General features: G+C 49.6%; 14 protein-coding genes. 8 read left to right on the top strand and 6 right to left on the bottom strand.

Annotation, left to right across the window (positions count from 1 at the left end):
• Nucleotides 1–12: 12 nt before the first annotated feature.
• From V5J35_RS23670 to gloB, 5 genes are all read right to left on the bottom strand, one after another.
• Nucleotides 13–1,827 (bottom strand): extracellular solute-binding protein, encoded by a 1,815-nt coding sequence (locus tag V5J35_RS23670; RefSeq protein WP_354009483.1) that lies wholly within the window; start codon nucleotides 1,825–1,827, stop codon nucleotides 13–15.
• A complete protein-coding gene (locus tag V5J35_RS23665) occupies nucleotides 1,817–3,658 on the bottom strand; it encodes an extracellular solute-binding protein (protein WP_354009482.1) in 1,842 nt (613 codons plus the stop codon). Before V5J35_RS23665 ends, V5J35_RS23670 begins: the two co-directional genes overlap by 11 nt.
• Nucleotides 3,655–5,559, bottom strand: a complete 1,905-nt coding sequence (locus V5J35_RS23660; protein ID WP_354009481.1) for an extracellular solute-binding protein — start codon at nucleotides 5,557–5,559, stop codon at nucleotides 3,655–3,657. The genes V5J35_RS23665 and V5J35_RS23660 overlap by 4 nt, the downstream gene beginning before the upstream one ends.
• Nucleotides 5,560–5,640: 81 nt before the next feature.
• On the bottom strand, nucleotides 5,641–7,176 hold the full coding sequence (locus V5J35_RS23655) for a lytic transglycosylase (RefSeq protein WP_354009480.1): 1,536 nt from the start codon (nucleotides 7,174–7,176) through the stop codon (nucleotides 5,641–5,643).
• Between the two features lie 142 nt (nucleotides 7,177–7,318).
• A complete protein-coding gene (gloB, locus tag V5J35_RS23650; RefSeq protein WP_354009479.1) occupies nucleotides 7,319–8,116 on the bottom strand; it encodes a hydroxyacylglutathione hydrolase in 798 nt (265 codons plus the stop codon).
• Nucleotides 8,117–8,296: 180 nt separating this feature from the next.
• Here gloB and V5J35_RS23645 point away from each other — a divergent pair, with 180 nt between their 5' ends.
• The 5 genes from V5J35_RS23645 to dnaQ all read left to right on the top strand — a co-directional run bounded on the left by V5J35_RS23645 (nucleotide 8,297) and on the right by dnaQ (nucleotide 13,134).
• Complete coding sequence (locus tag V5J35_RS23645) at nucleotides 8,297–9,130, top strand: class I SAM-dependent methyltransferase (protein ID WP_354009478.1); 834 nt, start codon at nucleotides 8,297–8,299, stop codon at nucleotides 9,128–9,130.
• Between the two features lie 45 nt (nucleotides 9,131–9,175).
• Nucleotides 9,176–9,628 carry a ribonuclease HI gene (rnhA, locus tag V5J35_RS23640; RefSeq protein WP_354009477.1) on the top strand — a complete coding sequence of 151 codons (453 nt, stop codon included), beginning with the start codon at nucleotides 9,176–9,178 and terminating at the stop codon, nucleotides 9,626–9,628.
• A 109-nt stretch (nucleotides 9,629–9,737) separates the two neighbouring features.
• A complete protein-coding gene (locus V5J35_RS23635; protein ID WP_354016525.1) occupies nucleotides 9,738–11,516 on the top strand; it encodes a hypothetical protein in 1,779 nt (592 codons plus the stop codon).
• Between the two features lie 55 nt (nucleotides 11,517–11,571).
• The gene (locus tag V5J35_RS23630) at nucleotides 11,572–12,282 is read left to right on the top strand and encodes a hypothetical protein (protein ID WP_354016524.1); all 711 of its coding nucleotides are present in this window, start codon (nucleotides 11,572–11,574) and stop codon (nucleotides 12,280–12,282) included.
• 159 nt (nucleotides 12,283–12,441) lie between these two features.
• Complete coding sequence (dnaQ, locus tag V5J35_RS23625) at nucleotides 12,442–13,134, top strand: DNA polymerase III subunit epsilon (RefSeq protein ID WP_354009475.1); 693 nt, start codon at nucleotides 12,442–12,444, stop codon at nucleotides 13,132–13,134.
• A gap of 90 nt (nucleotides 13,135–13,224) precedes the next feature.
• On the opposite strand, the gene nhaB is transcribed toward dnaQ, so the two are convergent.
• The gene (gene nhaB / locus V5J35_RS23620; protein ID WP_354009474.1) at nucleotides 13,225–14,748 is read right to left on the bottom strand and encodes a sodium/proton antiporter NhaB; all 1,524 of its coding nucleotides are present in this window, start codon (nucleotides 14,746–14,748) and stop codon (nucleotides 13,225–13,227) included.
• 153 nt (nucleotides 14,749–14,901) lie between these two features.
• Here nhaB and nudC point away from each other — a divergent pair, with 153 nt between their 5' ends.
• From nudC to V5J35_RS23605, 3 genes are all read left to right on the top strand, one after another.
• Nucleotides 14,902–15,681: an NAD(+) diphosphatase gene (gene nudC, locus V5J35_RS23615; RefSeq protein ID WP_354009473.1), complete on the top strand. Its 780-nt coding sequence runs from the start codon at nucleotides 14,902–14,904 to the stop codon at nucleotides 15,679–15,681.
• A 197-nt stretch (nucleotides 15,682–15,878) separates the two neighbouring features.
• Nucleotides 15,879–16,937 (top strand): protease SohB, encoded by a 1,059-nt coding sequence (gene sohB, locus V5J35_RS23610; protein WP_354009472.1) that lies wholly within the window; start codon nucleotides 15,879–15,881, stop codon nucleotides 16,935–16,937.
• A gap of 340 nt (nucleotides 16,938–17,277) precedes the next feature.
• Entirely contained in the window at nucleotides 17,278–18,591 is a 1,314-nt protein-coding gene (locus V5J35_RS23605) for a hypothetical protein (protein ID WP_354009471.1), read from the top strand.
• Nucleotides 18,592–18,657: the final 66 nt, after the last annotated feature.

Below are 18,657 nucleotides of genomic sequence, written 5' to 3'. Positions count from 1 at the left end.
CAGGATTGCTGCTTACTTAGCAGTCTTTTTCTGTGAACCATCAAACCACCAGGTGCTGATATCCAGTGCATAGGGCGCTGTCTGTTGCGGGTGCTTCAGGTAGGCCCGGTGTACCAGTGGCCAGTCGGGCTGGTACCACAATGACAGGCTGTAATGTTCCCACAATAGTACCCGGTCCAGCGCATGCAGCAGAGACAGAAGCTGTTCACGGCTGGTGGCTGTAGGTATACGCCCGACAATATCATCCACCGCCGGGTTCTTTACACCTGCAAGGTTGCGGCTACCATGCAGGTCGGCAACGGCTGAACTGAAGTGATCTTTTTGTTCGGTGCCGGGTGAGGGTGTGTGCCGGAACACGTTTGTGACCATATCAAAGTCAAGATTACGAATCCGTTCTATGTACTGAGCCCTGTCTACTGTACGTATAGACAGTTCTATCCCCAGTGCTTTTAAACTCTTCCGATAACCAAGGGTATAACGCTCATTCTCCGGGTTGGTAAGGAGCAGTGTCAGCGTCAGGGGCTCGCCTTTACTGTTGACCTGCTGGTTATCCCTGATGCGCCAGCCTGCCTCTTTCAACAGTTCCAGTGCTTTAGCCCGCTGAGCCCGCTTATTGCTATCGTTATGACCGGGCGGGATATAAGTCCGGGTAAATAATGGTTTGGGCAGCTGGTTGCGCCAGGGTTCGAGCCACTTGAGTTCCTCTGGAGTGGGCAGGCCTTTTGCGCCCAGGTCGGTACCGGAGAAATAGCTGTTTGCCCGGCGAAGCAAGTCATGAAAATAGTTTTGATTGAGTCTGTCAAAGTCCAATGCTGAGCCCAGGGCCTCCCTGACCCGGCGGTCTTTCAGAAATGACTTACGGGTGTTGTAAGTGAGCATGACAGTCTGTGGGTTACTGTTAGGCAGGGTTTCAGTCACCAGTCCTGTTTTTTTCAAAAGCGCCTGATTTTTACTGGAAAACAGTTTTTGCCAGTGTTTTGGGTCGGATACCATTAGCCAGTCGTATTCACCGACCAGCAGAGCCTGAAGGGCAACGCCGGTATCCAGAAAGTAGATATAGTGAAGCTGGTCGAAATTGAACCGTCCCCGGCAGACGGGCAGGTCTTTTGCCCAGTAATTCGGATCACGCTGGTAGGTAATGCTGCGACCCGGTTGCATTTCTTTGACTTTATAAGGGCCGCTGGTGACCGGGATCGTCAACCCGGGAGAACTGAAATCACGGTCTTTCCAGTAGTGTTTCGGAAATATTGGCATCTGCCCGAGATTGGTCACCAGCTCGCGGTTTTTATTGTGTTTGAATTTGAATAACGCTCTCTCCGGTGAGGTCACTGTCACCTGGTCAACATCCAGATAAAAGTTACGATAGAAGGTGGAGCCTTTTTCCCTCAGCAGGTCAAATGAAAACTTGATATCTTCGGCTGTTACCGGTTTACCATCATTGAATCGTGCTTTGGGGTTGACGTAGAAGGCGACCCAGTTGTTATCCGGGTCACGTTCAATTTTCTCTGCGATGAGCCCGTATTTGGTGAGTGGTTCATCCCATGAACGGGCCAGCAGCGTGTCGTATTGCAAATCGGCTCCTGCAGCCGCCACGCCCCGGTCCACATAAGGGTTGAGACTGTCAAACTGTCCGAGTGCTGATTGCCTGAGTGTTCCGCCTTTGGGGGCGTTGGGATTAACGTAGTTAAAATGGCTGAAACCTTCCGGGTAGGCGGGTTTGCCAAACAGACTGACGGCGTGTTCAAGAGGGGCTGCAGAAGTGATAGCGGAGAAAGCAGTCAGAATGAACAGAAGCAGCAGTGTCGGTGTTGTAGGGTTACTCATCATTCTTTGCCTTCTCCCACCATGTGGTGAAATCCAGATAACCGTTTAATGCGGTTCCGGAGGGATAGCCTAGTCGACTTCTGTGTGCAACGCGCCATTGTCCGGCCTGCAGCTGTGGAATAAGGTAGTATTCCCATAACAGAATACGATCAAGGGCTCGTGTGGCGGTTGTCAGCTCTTCGAGTGTTTTGGCGGTGCGGACGTGCGTCAGCATGGCATCAACGACCGGGTTGCTGACATTGGCAATATTCTGTGACCCCTGTTCATTGGCATACTGACTGTGCCAGTACTGTTGCAGCTCATTACCGGGGGTTGTTCCATGACTGATGGTGCGCAGCAGCATATCGTAATCCTTGTTTCTGACCCGCTGGATATACTGGGCAAGATCGACCGTTTTTACCCGCATCTGTATCCCCAGCTGTTCCAGGTTTTGCTGGAAAGGCAGTACGATACGTTCCTGCTCGGGTGTGGTGAGCAGCAGTTCGAAGCTCAGCACCTGACCATTTTCTCTGTTGACGCGCTGCTGCTTTTTCACGACCCAGCCAGACTGCTGCAGGAGTGAATGTGCCAGTTGCAGTTTTGCCCGGATATTTCCGTCGCCTGACGTTTTAACCGGTTGCCACTGCTGCGTGAACAGTTCAACAGGAAGCTTCTGACGAAAAGGTTGCAGCAGTTTGAGTTCCCCGGAGTCCGGGGCTGAACGTTGTCCGAACTCTGAATTCGCAAACAGACTGTGGGGTTGCTGGTAGTTGTTATACATCAGTGTCCGGTTCGTCCACTGGAAATCATAGCCCTGACTGACGGCCTGACGAACCCGCCTGTCTTTGAAGACTGTACTTGAAGTATTGAATACAAATGCCTGAATCTGATTGGTTTTTCTTGGCAAAAGGGTCTGGATGATTTGACCGGATTCAACGGCTTTGCCGGTGTAACCGTGGCTCCAGTTTTTAGCGATGGTTTCCAGCCGTATATCGTAACGGCCGGCAAGGAATGCCTGCAGGGAAACCGTGGCGTTACGAAAATAGTCGTACTGGATCTGGCGAAAATTATTATGCCCCAGTCTGACCGGATGATTTTTTGCCCAGTAATTTTCCACTTCCCTGAGAATGATCTGTTTGCCCGGTTCATAGCTTTTGATGGTGTAAGCCCCCGAGCTTAATGGCAGGGTAAAATCAGCCCGGGTGAAGTCGTACCGTTCCCGGTCATGGGCTGGCAGAATGGGCAGCTGGGCAATCTGGAACGGCAGCAGGCGATTATCTTCATCGCTGTCATTCAGGTAAAAGATAATCTGCTGTACAGATTCCACTTTAACCGATTCAACATTGGCCAGCGCTGAGCGGTAGATGGGGGCATCCTTGCTGTTGAACTGATCGAATGTGAATTTGACATCTGCCGCTGTAATGGGCTTACCATCAGCGAACTGTGCTTTGGGGTTGAGGTAAAACCGGACCCAGCGGTTGCTGGCGGGGTACTCAACGGCTTCAGCAATCAGCCCATACAGAGTGTAAGGTTCATCCCTGCTCCGTACCATCAGGCTGTCGTAAAGATGACCGCTGATACTGGCTGGTACGCCTTTCGTGGTAAAGGCATTGAATGTATCGAAAGTTCCCTGCGCTCCCAGTCGAAGCGTACCACTGGCGGGCGCGTTTGGGTTGATGTAGTTAAAGTATCGGAAGTCAGCCGGGTAGAAGGGCTGACCATAAAGTGCGCGGGCATGGCTTCTGGTTATCTTCCCGTCAGGGGCTGGCGAGTCAACAGCATGAGACTGAAAAGCCGTCAGTAACAAGCCCCAGGCTAACAGCCAGTGGGCAATACGATTGAAGGGGCGACTCACAGGTCCTTTTTCCTTTTTATCAATGAGTCCGGGTCATACCACCAGCTGCTCAGCCGAAATCCGTAACTCGGGGTAGCCGGTGGTACCAGATGTTTCCAGTGTGCCACGCGGGTAACGCTGCTGTGCCAGGTGGGAATGGTGTAATGCTGCCAGAGCAGAACCCGGTCAAGTGCGCTGATATGGGTGCGGATCTGATCAGGATCGTCGCTGGTGGCAATGGTTTCTATCAGTTTATCGACAGCCGGGTCCTGAATACCAGCCAGATTATGACTGCCTTCGCGGTTTGCGCTTTCGGAGTGGAAATAGTTGTACAGCCGGTCATCAGGAAACGCCATCAGGGGAACGGATGTCAGAATCATATCGAACTGGTGTTGCTTGATACGGCGCTGGTACTGGCTCATATCAATGGCCTTGAAGTCCATTTGAATACCCACCGTCGACAGGTTTTTGGCAAAGGGCATAATAAAGCGTTCGATGACCCTGGAATAATGCAGGAACTCAAACCGGAAGGGCTCACCTTTGTCGTTTACCAGCTGGCCTTTATGGTATTTCCAGCCAGCCTGTTTCAGCAGGGGCAGTGCCATCCGCCGTTCTCTCTCAACGGAACCACTACCTTCCGGTTCGCTATGCGTAAATGGCTTATAAAACAAGTCACTGGGAAGGTTTTTTGAGAAAGGTTCGAGAAGTTTTTTCTCGGCGGATGTAATGATTCTACCTGATTCAGAACCCGCAGCCGGAAAGAAACTCCGGTTTCTGGCGTAGGCGCTGTGGAAGATAATCCGGTTGGTCCACTTCCAGTCGAACAGCATGCTGATCGCCTGTCGTGTTTTCCGGTCCTTAAACAAAGGGTTGCGCTGGTTAAAGGCATAGAACAGCCTGCGCCCCGGCAGAGTGTAAGGCACTTCACGTTTAATCATCTCGCCGGAATGGAAGGCTGGCAGGTCGTAACCCTTTGCCCAGTTCTTGGCTTCTGTCTCAATAAAGACATCGGCGTCTTTTGAGCGGAAAGACTCAAAAGCAACCCGGCGGTCCCGAAAAAAGTTCAGGGTGATTCTGTCGAAGTTATAAAAGCCACGGTTGACGGGCAGGTCTTTACCCCAGTAATCGTTTACCCGTTCAAAAGTGACTGAGGTGCCGGGATTAACTTTTGTGATTCGGTAGGGGCCACTGAGCAGGGGTGGCTCCAGCGTTGTCTGTGAGAAATCATGTTTCTCCCAGTAGTGTTTGGGCAATACGGGCAGTTCAGCGATATGCAGGGGCAGGGTTCTGGATACAGGGGGTTTCAGTGTATAACGTACATGGTGTGGACCTGGGGCTTCCAGATTGTCTACCTGTTCCAGCAACATCTGGTATTGAGGTGCGCCGTGTTCTTTTAACAGTTTGAAGGTATACAGGACATCGTCGCTGGTGATTGGTTGCCGGTCATGGAAACGGGCTTCAGGGCGCAGTTTGAATTCAAGGGTTTGCCTGTCTTTTGACAGGGCAACGGAGTGGGCGATCAGGCCGTAGAGAGTCCCCAGCTCGTCCTGGGCAGGGGCATAGACATTCATTCCAACCATCAGTGGCTCATTCAGCTCCAGCGCACCATATCGATAGACATTCGGCGCAGCAGAGGGTGTAGAACCTTTGATGATGTAAGGGTTCAGGCTGTCAAAGCTACCATGGACCGGAAAGTTTACATGACCGCCTTTCGGGGCATCAGGATTGATGGATTTAAACCAGGGAAAGTCTTTTGAATAGACCGGTTTGTCGCCAAGGCTGAGGGCATGTTGCCAGTCCGGCTCCTGAGAAGTAACAGAATTCTGCGCCTGAATGAACTGAGTCGCAAAGGTCAGTAGCAGAGCAAGGGTAAACGAACAGCCGTTATTGTTCTTTTTATAAATGTTCTGTTTATAAAACAAGGGAGGAATCCGCAGAACCAGTGAAAATAGTTATAGCACTGATTCTGCGAAGAGTGGGAAAAGAGCGAGGACAATTATGCCTTAATCATAAGCACGGGTAACATCCACATAGAGAGTCAGCAGTTGACCGGGATGGATGTATTTGCTGTCAAAGCTGTTCCAGTTTTCAATCTGCTGCACCTGTACATTAAAGCGGTCAGCAATTCGGGACAGGGAGTCACCGGAACGAACGGTATAGTTCACCCTGCGAATGATGCTGTCGCTGCTGCCGGAGCCTTTGCTCCATATGGCCAGTTTCTGGCCGACTCGCAAAGTGTCCCGTGGTGCCATATTGTTCCAGCGGGCCAGTTCATTGATGCCGACGCTGAACTGGCGGGAGATGGTCCAGAAACTGTCGCCGGACTTAACGGTGTAATCGACCTTATAGCGGCCTGACACGTTGCTGTTCTGCTGAGCCTTGCGGCGCTGGCTTGCCGTCAGGGTGTAGTTTTCCTTGCCATTGGCAGGTACCGGAATCAGCAGGCTCTGGCCAACGCGAATCATATCGCCGTCCATTTTGTTGACTTCCCGGATCAGCTGGCTGCGGGTTTCGTAGCGTCTGGCAATGGTACTGAGGCTGTCGCCGGACTTGACGGTATAGCGTTTCCAGCGCAACCGGTCTTCTGCGGGCAGACCGGCCAGCTCTTTCTGGAACGATTTGGCTTTATCAACCGGTACCAGCAAATGATCCGGACCTTCCGGTGGGGTGGACCAGCGGTTAAGCCCGGGATTCAGACGATAGAGTTCGTTCAGGGAAATCCCGGACAGTTCTGCGGCTTTTGCCATATCCAGCTGACCACCGGTCTTTACCTTGGCGAAATAGGGTTTGTTGGGAACGGGTTTCAGGCTGATACCGTATTTTTCAGGATCACGGACGATCTTGCCCAGTGCGATCAGCTTGGGAACATAGGCAGTGGTTTCCCGTGGGAGTCCCAGATCCCAGAAGGTTGTAGGCTTGCCTTTACTGCGGTTTCTGTTTATCGCTCTCTGTACCCGGCCCGGGCCGGAGTTAAAGGCAGCCAGTGCCAGCTCCCAGTCGCCGAACGCATTGTGCAGGCGAACCATGTAATCCAGTGCGGCACGGGTAGCGGCAACAACATCACGACGACCGTCGTACCACCAGTTTTGCTCAAGGCCGTAGTCAGTCCCGGTAGCGGGCATGAACTGCCACAAACCGGATGCCCCTGCATGGGAATAGGCAAAAGGGTCATACGCACTTTCAACCACTGGCATCAAAGCCAGCTCCAGCGGTACGCCACGCTCTTCCGCTTCCTTGATAATGAAATAGAGGTAAGGTGCTGAGCGGTCAGCTACCCGGTTGAAGTAACCCTGATTTTTGGCATACCAGCGCAACTCTGTCATCACCCAGGGGTGATTATTGTCCAGATTCATGCCCAGCCCACGGCGGATGCGTTCCCACAGATCCTGCGGACGCTTTTCTACCACGGGTTTAGCGGTGGGGGCTTTGGTCTTTTTTGCCCTGGCAACGGGCTGATGAACCGTTTTTTTCTGTACAGCCTCAGTGCTGCCCGTATCCAAATCATTAACGGTCTGACAGCCGGTTAATACGAGCATCATAGCTGCAGTGCCCGCCAGCCTGGCGATCGATTTTTTTTCTGACTTGAAATCTGTCGGGTTAACAGACGTATTTTTGTTGCAGCTCGGTTGCGATAGAGACATAAATCAGGTTCTGAAATCCGGGTAGCTTACTATTGTACCATTACTGGAAATTATCCTTCCATTCACGGATTACCCTTAGTACTTCGGGTTCGGGTATTTTCTGGTCAACTGCATTAACGTTAAGTCGGTTTCCAGCACTGAGGATAACTGTATTATCGCTGGTTCTCAGGAAAGGGTTAATGCGTTTTTCCAGTCCAATGGAAGTCGGGATCGTTGGGATGTCCTGATGCCTGAGTTGTTCAACACGGACGATATAATCGGCAATATCCTGATTCCCGGGTTCTACTGCAATAGCAAACCTGAGGTTACTGGCCGTGTATTCATGAGCACAGAACACCCGGGTAGAATCAGGTAACTGCCTGAACTTGTTCAGTGACTCGTACATCTGCTGAGGTGTACCTTCAAACAGTCGGCCGCACCCGCCCGAAAACAGTGTGTCACCACAAAACAGGGTAAGCTGCTGCGAACTGTAGTAGGCAATGTGATCCAGAGTGTGGCCGGGAACACGAAATACCTGGAACGGATGACCGAGTACGTCGGCAGTGTCACCGTCATTCAGAATGTCCGTAAGAGAACGGATTGAAGCGTTGGCAGGTCCATAGATTCTGGCTTCGAAGTGCTGGAGCAGTTCAGGAATACCGCCAGTATGGTCGGCGTGGTGATGCGTGACAAGAATGCCGGTAAGGTTCAGGTTTCTGGCTTCAAGGGTTTCCAGTACAGGCCTGGCGTCACCGGGGTCAACGACAAAACAGTCCTGAGTCCCGGCGGCGGTAATTAACCAGATATAATTGTCTGAAAATGCTTTTATGGCTTCTATCTGAAGTGAAGAATCTGTCATTTACAACCATGCTTTATGTGTGTTGGTAGATTTCAAGTTTACCCTTGACCATGACAGGGAGCATTTCTTTTTTGCTGTAATAATGTAATTTCTGTGCTCTGATCGATATGATGGTCTCCGGGCGCATAAGCGATAATGGAACACTTCTCTGTATGGATAATGGATAGTGGATAATGCCTGATGCTTAGGTTTAAACGTGCAGAAAAAACAAGCTTTAATGAACGGTTACTGGCACTGCATCGTTGGCTGCAAAGTGGCGAAGGAGACTATCTGCTTAAGGCAGAAAGACGACAACTTGAACAGGAACTCCACTATATCTTCGGGTATCATGCCTGCCAGATGACCATCGCTCCCGGCGCAGGCCTGCTGACTACCAGTCAGATTAATCATATCAGCCTGTTGAACCCTTCCATGGCCTCTTCCATGGAATTAGCCCGGGTTCTGGACGATGCCAGCTGTCCGGACTGTGACAGCCTTGTGCTTGCTGATCCGATTCACTGGCCTGTCAGTCCCGGAACTCTGGATCTGGTGTTATTGCATCATGTTGTGGAGTTTTCTGAACGGCCGCACCGGTTGCTCAGTGAAGCGGCACGCACCATTATTCCCGGTGGAAAACTGCTGGTTATCGGTTTCAACCCCAAAAGCCTGCTTAACTACTGGCGCTGGGTTTCACCAAAGCATCGTCAGCTGTTTCAGGGGGTACACCTTATCAGCCCCGGACGCATGCGGGACTGGTTGACCCTGCTGGGTTTCAATGTTGAGAAAATCAACTACGGTGCTTATATGCACCCACTGGACCGGCATTCCAAAGGGTTGACCCGGGAGCTGGTGGAACAGCGCTGCCGACAGTGGAACCTGCCTATGGGTGGGTTTTACATGATGGTGGCGACCCGTGAAACGCCTGGCATGACGCCGATTCGTCCGGCCTGGTCAGAAGTAAGGCGTCGTTTTGCCAGTAACCCGATTGCCGGTACCAGTTCCTGTGTTGGCGGGAGTGCAGGTAGAGAATCCTGAGCTTTTGCGCTGGTCATAATCTGTTAAATAATCTGGAGAGATAGTTTGAGTAAGCTCGTTGAGCTGTTTACCGATGGTGCCTGTAAAGGTAATCCCGGCCCGGGTGGCTGGGGAGTGGTTTTGCGTTATGGCAGTGCAGAAAAAGGTTTATACGGTGGTGAAGACAATACCACCAATAACCGTATGGAGTTAATGGCCGCCATTGTAGGTCTGGAAACCCTGACCCGTCCCTGTAAAGTGCGTATTACCACCGACTCGATTTATGTCCGGGACGGTATTACCAAATGGATAGAGGGCTGGAAACGCAAGAACTGGAAAACCGCTGCGGGTAAGCCGGTAAAAAACCAGGATCTGTGGCAGCGGCTTGATATCCAGAACCAGCGTCACGATGTGGACTGGCAGTGGGTCAAAGGACACGCCGGTCACCGTGAAAACGAAATGGCTGATGAGCTGGCGTGTCGAGGTGCTGAGGAAATAAAGAACCAGTCAGGTTCCTGAGCAAAGATGCCTGAGGAGTTTCAGAATTGTCATGATGAGCGATATAGATATTTAAGGCTGTTGAGACTCGCTCATTACACGATAGTTCATTAAATAATGGAAACTCCTTATGGATATCGACCCTAAAGATCAGCCGACCCCTCTTCAGCCACCACGTTCCGACACTTCCAAACCTTCATCGACGACTAAAGAAACGGCTACTGGCCTGAACCGTCAGCTTGAAAAGACATCGGAAACAACGGCTTCAACGAGCCTTCCCCCATCGGACTCCGTCCGCCCAGACTCCCCTGTCATTGAGGCGCGTCTGGTTGCAACTTATCCATCTGCTTCCGCGACAGAGCAAGAGCCTGTCACACAGTTCATGGATTTTATTCGTGAAAAGGGAAGGCACTGTTTAAGATCCGATGTAGATGCACTGATGAACCGCCTGTTTAAGTGGTTTAAGCCTGAGCTTACCATTCATGACGATCTTGCCGATTCGGCGCTTGACAGTTTTATTCAGCAGAGCCCGGAGCACGCCAGGGCTCTGCTCTTTCTGGCGACTACGATGTTGCCTGATGATGAGGAAAAAGCCTTCCGGCTGGTGACAAGAGTGGCTCAGTCTGCTCCTGAAGCGATCAGCGAATTATTATTCCGCTGGCAGACCATACAGGGGGTGGTTAATGCCGGGAGCGATGAAGATGTCGATATGCTTCGCATTTTTGGAGGCTGTATGAAACTTGCAAGTCTGGATGATTATATGGGTGTCTGGTTATTGCATCTTATAAAACAGGGTTTCGTAAAAGGGTTCCAGTGTTCGGTGTACCCGGGCGAGCTGCAGGATAGTGACAGCCAGTATACTCTTATCAACAGAGTGTACCGGGGAGCTTATCTGAATGAAGAGAAAACAAAAATTGATAGAAAGCCTGTAGACACTATATTGCTGATGATGTGTGATCCGCTTTCTTTCGGGTTGCTGGATCTGCTTCCGAAACTGAAAGAGCCAACACCTGAACTTATCCGGATAGCCAGAAATATAAACAGCGACAGTGATGACCAGTTTCGGTACCTCCTGCTGCCCTGGTTTCTTACAAAGTGCAGCAGTGCGTTATCCGACTTTCCCGGTCATGATACTTCTTTCCCTTTCTTTGTCAGTCGGCTGGGAGGAGATTGTACTGCCACTGACCTGATTAAACCGTTATGGGGAGTCTATGAAGTACTCGTGCTGGAGATCATGTCATCCATTGTTAGGCGCAGTTCAATCGAACACGCTACAACGGCTATTGAGAAAGATGCCAGAGTTAAGCCAAACAATGTCTCCGTAAGAGTTCATGAGCTACGAACCAAAGGGAAAATAGCGGCTATAAGAAAACGCATTAATGAAAGTGAAACTGTTTATGATAATGAGCGGATAAAACAAGTTAGAGCGTTAAACAAGTTGTTGTCTGAGCGGTTCGCTTCTGAAACATCCTTCTCGCCTTATTATCAGGGGTTGCTGTGGTACTACAAAGGACTTATGCACCAGATGCAGCCCTTTTCTGATATTTTCCCAAGGGATAAGGCAACCGATTGCTATCTGGAAGCTGCCAACCGGTCAACAGGCGATTTTTATTCGCTCTTTAAAGTTGCTGCTGACATTTATTGTTCAAGGGGTAACTATGCTGCAGCCGCTGATGCAATTTCCCATGCGGTTGATTTTTTCCGTACTTTTCTGCCGAACCCTGCTCTGGACATCGTAGAAGCATCCCAGCGCGCCTATCAGGCCAAAAGTGAAGATATAAAGAATTTACAGAACCTGTCTTTACTTCCCCCAGAGGTTGCAGCCAGACTGAATGCACAGGGGATTGACCCTGACTGGCTGCCGGAAAGGCAGTTAAAACCGGCAAAAACAAAAAAAGAAAACCAGTAAAAAGTCTCAGAGAAGTCATCGAAGTAAACAGGCTCCTGCTGCAACTACTCCTGCTGTGACAACTAAAGAGCCTTCAAGTATTGCAGAACCATCCACTCCTTCCTTTGCGGAAGCGGCTGCAACAACTCCGTCGTCATCATCATCCGGACGACCGTCGTCTGAATCCCGGAAACAGGCAGAAGAAACCACTGGCAGGGCATCAAATCGTGAGACTGCATTGCTGCCTCAATACTGGCCTGAAGAAATTCACAGAGAGATGAAAAATATTGCAATGTCTCTCTATGATCCTTTTGAAGAGCTGGAGATATTGGAAAAACTCCAAACTAAGTACGATAAAAAGCCCGGGATTGAGCGAATTTATGAAGAGTGTGCATGGACATTGATTCGGGTACAGAAACAACCCGATCTGGCCCGGGACTACACGGGGCATGATAACTATGCCCGGGCATCCCTGAATATACTGGATGAAGCTGAGATGTTTTTAAACCAGGCGTTGTGCAGGAAGCTGGGCGTCGGTTTATCAGAACTTCCGAAAGACCCTGCAGCCTGTACGACACTGGCTGATCAGCGCGCCGCTCTTTTTGAAAATGAGAAAAACCGAACCAGTTATCTGACCGGGTTCAGCTGCATTATGCAGTCACTCGGTCATGTTCGTTATCAGAGAGAAGAGTTTGTCAGTCGGGGAGGGCGTTCTGCCGTTCAGGCATTAACCCGGGCTTCCTATGGGCAGAAAATTTCGATTCGGTCCAGAGGGAATCCTGCATAGATGCAGAACTCATAAAGGGTCTTGCCACCACCCGCAGCAAACCTGAGACAAACACTGGCGAATTCTCTGACGTTGGTTGATATAATCAGGAAGCTTATATTAAGGGAGCTATAGCTCACAGGGCTTTCTCACAGGACTACTTTCTCACAGGACAATATAGTGGCAGCAAGACAGATTGTTATGGATACGGAAACCACGGGTATTGATCCCAAAAGTGGTCACCGGATCGTTGAAATCGGTTGTGTCGAAATGATCGACCGTAAACTGACGGGCAATACGTTCCATGTTTACATCAACCCTGAAAGAGAGATGGATGCGGAGGTTATTGCCGTACACGGTATCACCAATGAGTTTGTAAAAGACAAACCACTGTTTAATGAAGTAGCGGATGATTTTCTGACCTTCATCAAAGACTCAGAGATGATCGCCCATAACGCCACCTTTGACGTAAACTTCCTCAACCATGAACTCAAACTGCTCAGGCGGGGTCTGGGTAAGGTTGAAGACTACTGCGCCATCACCGACAGCCTGGAACTGGCGCGTAAAAAGCATCCGGGACAGAAAAATAACCTGGATGCCCTGTGCAAACGGTATTTTATTGATAACTCTTCCCGGGTGTTTCACGGGGCATTGCTTGACTCCGAGATTCTGGCGGAAGTCTATCTTGCCATGACCGGTGGACAGACATCGCTGTTACTCGGAGGAATTGGTGGTGACGATGTGGACGGGTCAACCATTCGCCGCCTGCCTGAAGGGCGCCCTCTGACCCGGGTGATCCAACCAACGGCTGAAGAGATGCAGTTGCATCGAGAGAAGCAGGAAAAGATTGGTCAGGACACCTCTCTTCTTTAATTTCCAGCTTACCGTCATCCCCGCCCTTATCGTCATCCCCGCGCAGGCGGGGATACACTGTTCGCACGCGGGAACGACAAATGACTATTTTTAAACCCGGATAACAGTGAAATAACCGACAATGCTCAGCACAATGGTATAGGGCAGGGCCATCACGACCATTTTTCCATAAGACAGCCTTAACAGCGGGGCAAGGGTAGAGGTGAGCAGGAACAGAAAGGCGGCCTGACCATTAGGGGTTGCCACACTGGGAAGGTTGGTGCCTGTATTGATGGCGATGGCCAGCTTTTCAAAATGAGCCCGGCTCATCAGTCCGTTATCAAACGCCTCTTTCACTTCGTTAATGTAAATCGTTGCCACAAAGACGTTGTCGCTGATCACCGACAACAGGCCATTGGCAATGAAGAACATCCCCGTCTGGGCGCTTTCCTCCATCTGCAGCACCCGGTGAATAAGCGGTGTAAACAGGTGCTGGCTCTCAATAACGGCGACAATGCCGAAGAAAACGACCAGCAGGGCGGTAAATGGCATGGCTTCTTCAAAGGCTTTGCCCAGTTGGTGTTCTTCAATAATGCCGGTGCCGCTGGTGACCAGGATAATCACCATTAAACCGATCAGGCCCACTTCGGCAAGATGCAGCGACAGGGAAATGACCAGTATCAGGGCAACAAGAGCCTGTATCCACAGCTTGACCCGGTCTTTATCGGTACGTTTTTTGTTTTCATGGTCATGGAAATCGTTGAGAACCAGACGGACATTGTCCGGAAGGGTTGCACCGTAACCACAGATACGGGTTTTCTCAACAAAAACGCAGGTGAACAGACCGGCGATAAACACCGGGAAGGTGACCGGCGCCATCATCATGACAAATTCGTTAAACGACCAGCCAGCCTGTTCGGCAATCAATAAATTCTGGGGCTCCCCAACCATTGTGCAGGCTCCGCCAAGTGCTGTGCCTACGGCACTGTGCATCAGCAGGCTACGCAGGAAGGCACGAAACTGAATCAGGTCTTCCAGATGATGCGCTTTAATCTGTTCATCAGTATGGTGATCGTGTTTTCCATGAAGCTTTTTGCCGGAAGCGACCCGGTGGTAGACCGTATAAAAGCCCACACCGACACTGATCAGTACTGCGGTCACCGTTAAAGCGTCCAGAAAAGCAGAAAGCAGGGCAGCGACCACAGTGAAAAGCAGGGACAAAAGGGTTTTCGACTGAACCGATAACAGAATGCGGGTGAACACGAACATCAACAGATGTTTCATGTAGTAAATGCCTGCCACCATAAACATCAGCAACATGATCACTGAGAAGTTGTTAAAAACTTCAGCCCTGACCGTTTCTACATCGGTTAAACCAAGCAGTAATGCTTCCAGCACCAGAAGCCCGCCCGGCTGCAAAGGGTAGCATTTCAGTGCCATGGCCAGCGTAAAGATAAATTCGAGCACCAGTATCCAGGCGGTAATGGCAGGGCCGACCGTAAAGATCAGTATCGGGTTGATCAGAAGAAAGAAAAGAATGGCCTGTTTATACCAGAGTGCGGTATTACCAAGAAACACCCGACTGGTGGCGGAAAAATAGCGATGGCTGAATGACAGAGGAGTGCCTTTATCCATGTTTCTGATCCATGGTGGATAACTAACAGAAGTCATCGGCTGGGAAGGCGAACCTTTGAAATGAGGAGACGAAGATTCCTGCTTTCAGTAAAAACTGGTTTATCATCGAACCAGACAAACCAGTTTGATGAATCATGGCTAGTTATGACGCAAATGTATAAACCTCTTATGGGCCGCAACCCTGACCTGCAACCTGAACTGTGGCTGGTGGTGGGCAAAGGCTGCGTGTTTCATCCCGAACCTGACCAGTGGCTCTGGCGCGATAACCAGCTGTTCAGTGAATGTAATGATGTCGTGATCGGGCATTTTGACGGTAAGCCGGTGGCAGTAACATTCCAGAAAGATGTTCCCGAAGCCGACCAGACACCGGTCAGGTCGGTACTTGCTCTGCAGAATGAGGGGCTGACACTTTTGCTCAGTCATGGCCTGCAGATTCTTACCGCCGAAAGGGATCATCGTTATTGTGGTCGCTGTGGAAGCGATTGCGAAGGCAAGACAGGGGAGTGGGCGATGGTTTGCAGTCGTTGCAGAGCCCATTACTATCCCAGAATCTCCCCCTGCATTATTGTGCTTGTCCATCGTGGGCCAGAAGTCCTGCTGGTCATGCATAATCGCCATGTTCGTGATAACCCTGTATTTACCACCGTTGCTGGTTTTATTGAGCCCGGAGAGAGTGCAGAAGAAGGGGTGATCAGAGAGGTTCTGGAAGAAACGGGAATCAAGGTTAAGAATCCCGAATACTGTTTCAGCCAGAACTGGCCATTTCCACACTCCCTGATGCTGGGATTCCATGCCGAGTATGAGTCGGGTGAGCTTCAGCTGGATAGTAAAGAGTTGTGCGAGGGTGACTGGTTTGAGCTCGACAATCTGCCTCCTGTCCCGCCAGGCTTTACCATTGCCCGAAAACTGATCAATAAATTTATACAATCATAATTGTTAGATTTAGGAAATCCCACAAACCCACTTTTGAGTGAATCGACAGTCCTGAAATATTGTTGGCTGCTAGCGCAGCCGCTTTCAGCTTTTCAGGCAATTGAGGGTTGCATGCATCATTCCTTACATCGTCGGTATTTATCAGGAAGGCTGCGTTTAAATCAGTTATGCTATCCCCCTGTAACAGATTTTATTGAATGGAGGCTCACTTGGAGTATCTGGCAGAGTACGGTTTGTTTCTGGCCAAAGCATTAACGGTGATTGCGGCACTGGTGATTATGATTGTGGTTGTCACGGCTGTTGGCTCAAAGGCCAAAAAGGCCAGAAAGGGACATCTTGAAATTGATAAGCTGAACGATCACTACAAGGAACTCAGAGAGGGGCTTGAACACTCTCTGCTAACTGCCGAGCAGCTGAAACAGCAGGCAAAAGATAAAAAGAAGAAAGCCAAAGCTGAAAAAGCCGCTAAAAAGAAATCCAGTCAGAAAGAAGAAGTGGCTAAACCACGACTGTTTGTTCTGGATTTCCATGGGGATATCAAGGCTAGCGCAACCTCTTCACTGCGTGAAGAAATCACCGCTGTGCTTGGCATTGCCAGAGCCGAAGATGAAGTATTGATCCGTCTTGAAAGCGGAGGAGGGCTTGTCCATTCCTATGGCCTGGCTGCTTCTCAGCTTCAGCGTATTCGCGATAAAGGGATCAGGCTGACCATTGCTGTCGATAAAGTTGCCGCCAGTGGTGGCTATATGATGGCATGCACTGCCGATAAAATTCTGGCTGCCCCGTTCGCTGTTATTGGCTCCATCGGTGTAATGGCTCAACTGCCCAATGTCCACCGGCTTCTCAAAAAGCACGATGTCGATATTGAACTCCATACTGCCGGCGAGTACAAACGCACACTAACCGTTCTGGGTGAAAACACAGAAAAAGGCAGGGAGAAGTTCAAACAGGATATGGAAGATACCCATGAACTGTTTAAGGATTTTGTTAAATCTTCCCGGGATGAGGTCACTATTGAAGACGTGGCAACCGGTGAAATCTGGTATGGCCAGAAAGCCATTGATAAAAATCTGGTCGATGAAATCAAAACCAGTGACCAGTATATCTATGATCAGGTCGATAGCGCAGATATCATCCATGTTGCATACAGCATGAAGAAAGGCTTACCGGAAAAGCTTGGACTCGCTGCTCATCATGCGCTGGACAATACCCTGTTGAAATGGTGGGAACGCCTCTCTTCTGAACGGTTCCACTGATCCCGTGTCGTTCATTTCGAGCCATTTCAGCAATGGCTCGTTTTCCTTTTCAGAAAATTTTAACGATCACCAGGACGATTTGAAAACTTACTGTTTATATTGCAGAAATCAAAATATCTAACAATCGCATCTACACGGCAGCTTAGGGTAGTGTAACTGTCTGAATTATCAGTAAGATTCCCAGATTTCTATTCAGGAATTGATCTGTATCAAGTGGCTGGTTGTTTGTATTTTGTAAGCTATGCCAGCTGTGATTACTGTGTAAGATAAAGCAGTCGCAGACTGATTTTACTTACTCCGTAGATTTTGTTTTTGCCCCTCTCAGAATTTGTGAAAATATATGGAACTGAAAAAAATTGCTCTAGCAACAATGATTGCCGGAGCTATTGCAGGTTGTAATAGTGGTAGTAGTTCCAGCAGTGATAGTGGGAATACGGCAAACAGAATTCGTGTTATTGATGGTTATCTCCACAATGCAGAAGTGTGCGCTCAAACTGATGATGAATGTGTTGTCATTGGCCAAACTGACAAAAATGGTTTTATCTCTATTCCAGATAAGTTCAGCGAGAATACGATTATTGCCAGGGTAATTGCTGGTGAAACTTTTGATAGTGATACCGTTGGTTTTGTTGGCCGCAGTTATGAAATGCGTTCAGCGGAAGGTGCCAGTGTTATTACACCGTTCACAACAATGGCAGCCAGTGAGGAACTCTCTCTGGAAGATGTTGCCAGTGCCATTAATCTGGATCAGGAGCTGGTACGCGGCGACTATGTTGCTTCCGTCAATGAACAGAGTAGTCGTGTACATCTGGTAGCCAGAACCATGGCTAACCAGCTGTCTTCTGACTTTGAGGGTAACAACGAGCTGTTAGAGCTGGCGACACTGATTAATGAGCAAATTGATCATATTGATTCCGAACTGGATTTGGATCAGATACATCTCGAAGTTAAAGATGGCGATGTTCTGGATTATCCACGAATCGCTACGCCTCGTGACTTTATCGAAGGTTATGACGACGAAAAGAAAAGCCGTTATCTGGCTAGCCTGAATGGTTCTTTCTTTAAAGATGAAGGCATTGAGCTGTTTGAGTTTGATCCGGCGACTCGTACCTACTTCAACGAAAAAGACGGCGAAAGACCTTACGAATTTGATGCAGATGGTAATTTGAAAAACTGGGATCAGGTCATCTATACCTCCCCTGAATTTATGTTTACCGTGCCTTCCAATGGCGATATGTCAGTCTGGTCTATCACTGATTTTGGCACTGAAAAGCAGGGTTGGAGTGAAGATAAGCTGCTCGGTAAAACCTGGCACGTCATTGACGACGACAGCACCAGCTCTATCCCTGTACCAATGTTTGCCACCCTGACATTTGACAGTATTGAGCATAATGTTGAAATAGAAGAGTGCGGTGAAACGATGACTCTTCCGTGGGCCATCAACGACGGCATTCTGACTATTGACTTCCCGGAAGGCGATAATGACCTGGTGATCAATCTGGCTCACGGTAATGGAGACATTGCTCTTGGTACTAACGAGGAGGCCAATAATCGCCCAATGATTCTGACTAAAGAAGCTTCCGTGGCTCACAGGCTGTTTAAAGACTGGTCTGGCAAGACAGTAGATGAAGCTTGCAAAAATTTCAGCTGGTGATTAACAGCCATCAGCAATACTGGCTTCAGTATTGCTGATGGACAAGCGGTTCTCCCATCCATATCA

The sequence above is a fragment of the Endozoicomonas sp. NE40 genome (genome assembly GCF_040549045.1).
Taxonomy (GTDB): Bacteria; Pseudomonadota; Gammaproteobacteria; order Pseudomonadales; family Endozoicomonadaceae; genus Endozoicomonas_A; species Endozoicomonas_A lisbonensis.
Note: the sequence above shows the minus strand (reverse complement) of the source record. Positions and strands in the feature narration are given on the sequence as shown.

Bases quoted from the DNA above. Each gene is read 5' to 3' on its own strand.
- V5J35_RS23670 (WP_354009483.1), bottom strand. From the start codon at position 1,827: ATGATGAGTAACCCTACAACACCGACACTGCTGCTTCTGTTCATTCTG.
- V5J35_RS23655 (WP_354009480.1), bottom strand. From the start codon at position 7,176: ATGATGCTCGTATTAACCGGCTGTCAGACCGTTAATGATTTGGATACG.
- gloB (WP_354009479.1), bottom strand. From the start codon at position 8,116: ATGACAGATTCTTCACTTCAGATAGAAGCCATAAAAGCATTTTCAGAC.
- V5J35_RS23645 (WP_354009478.1), top strand. From the start codon at position 8,297: ATGCTTAGGTTTAAACGTGCAGAAAAAACAAGCTTTAATGAACGGTTA.
- V5J35_RS23635 (WP_354016525.1), top strand. From the start codon at position 9,738: ATGGATATCGACCCTAAAGATCAGCCGACCCCTCTTCAGCCACCACGT.
- nhaB (WP_354009474.1), bottom strand. From the start codon at position 14,748: ATGGATAAAGGCACTCCTCTGTCATTCAGCCATCGCTATTTTTCCGCC.
- nudC (WP_354009473.1), top strand. From the start codon at position 14,902: ATGTATAAACCTCTTATGGGCCGCAACCCTGACCTGCAACCTGAACTG.
- sohB (WP_354009472.1), top strand. From the start codon at position 15,879: ATGGAGGCTCACTTGGAGTATCTGGCAGAGTACGGTTTGTTTCTGGCC.
- V5J35_RS23605 (WP_354009471.1), top strand. From the start codon at position 17,278: ATGGAACTGAAAAAAATTGCTCTAGCAACAATGATTGCCGGAGCTATT.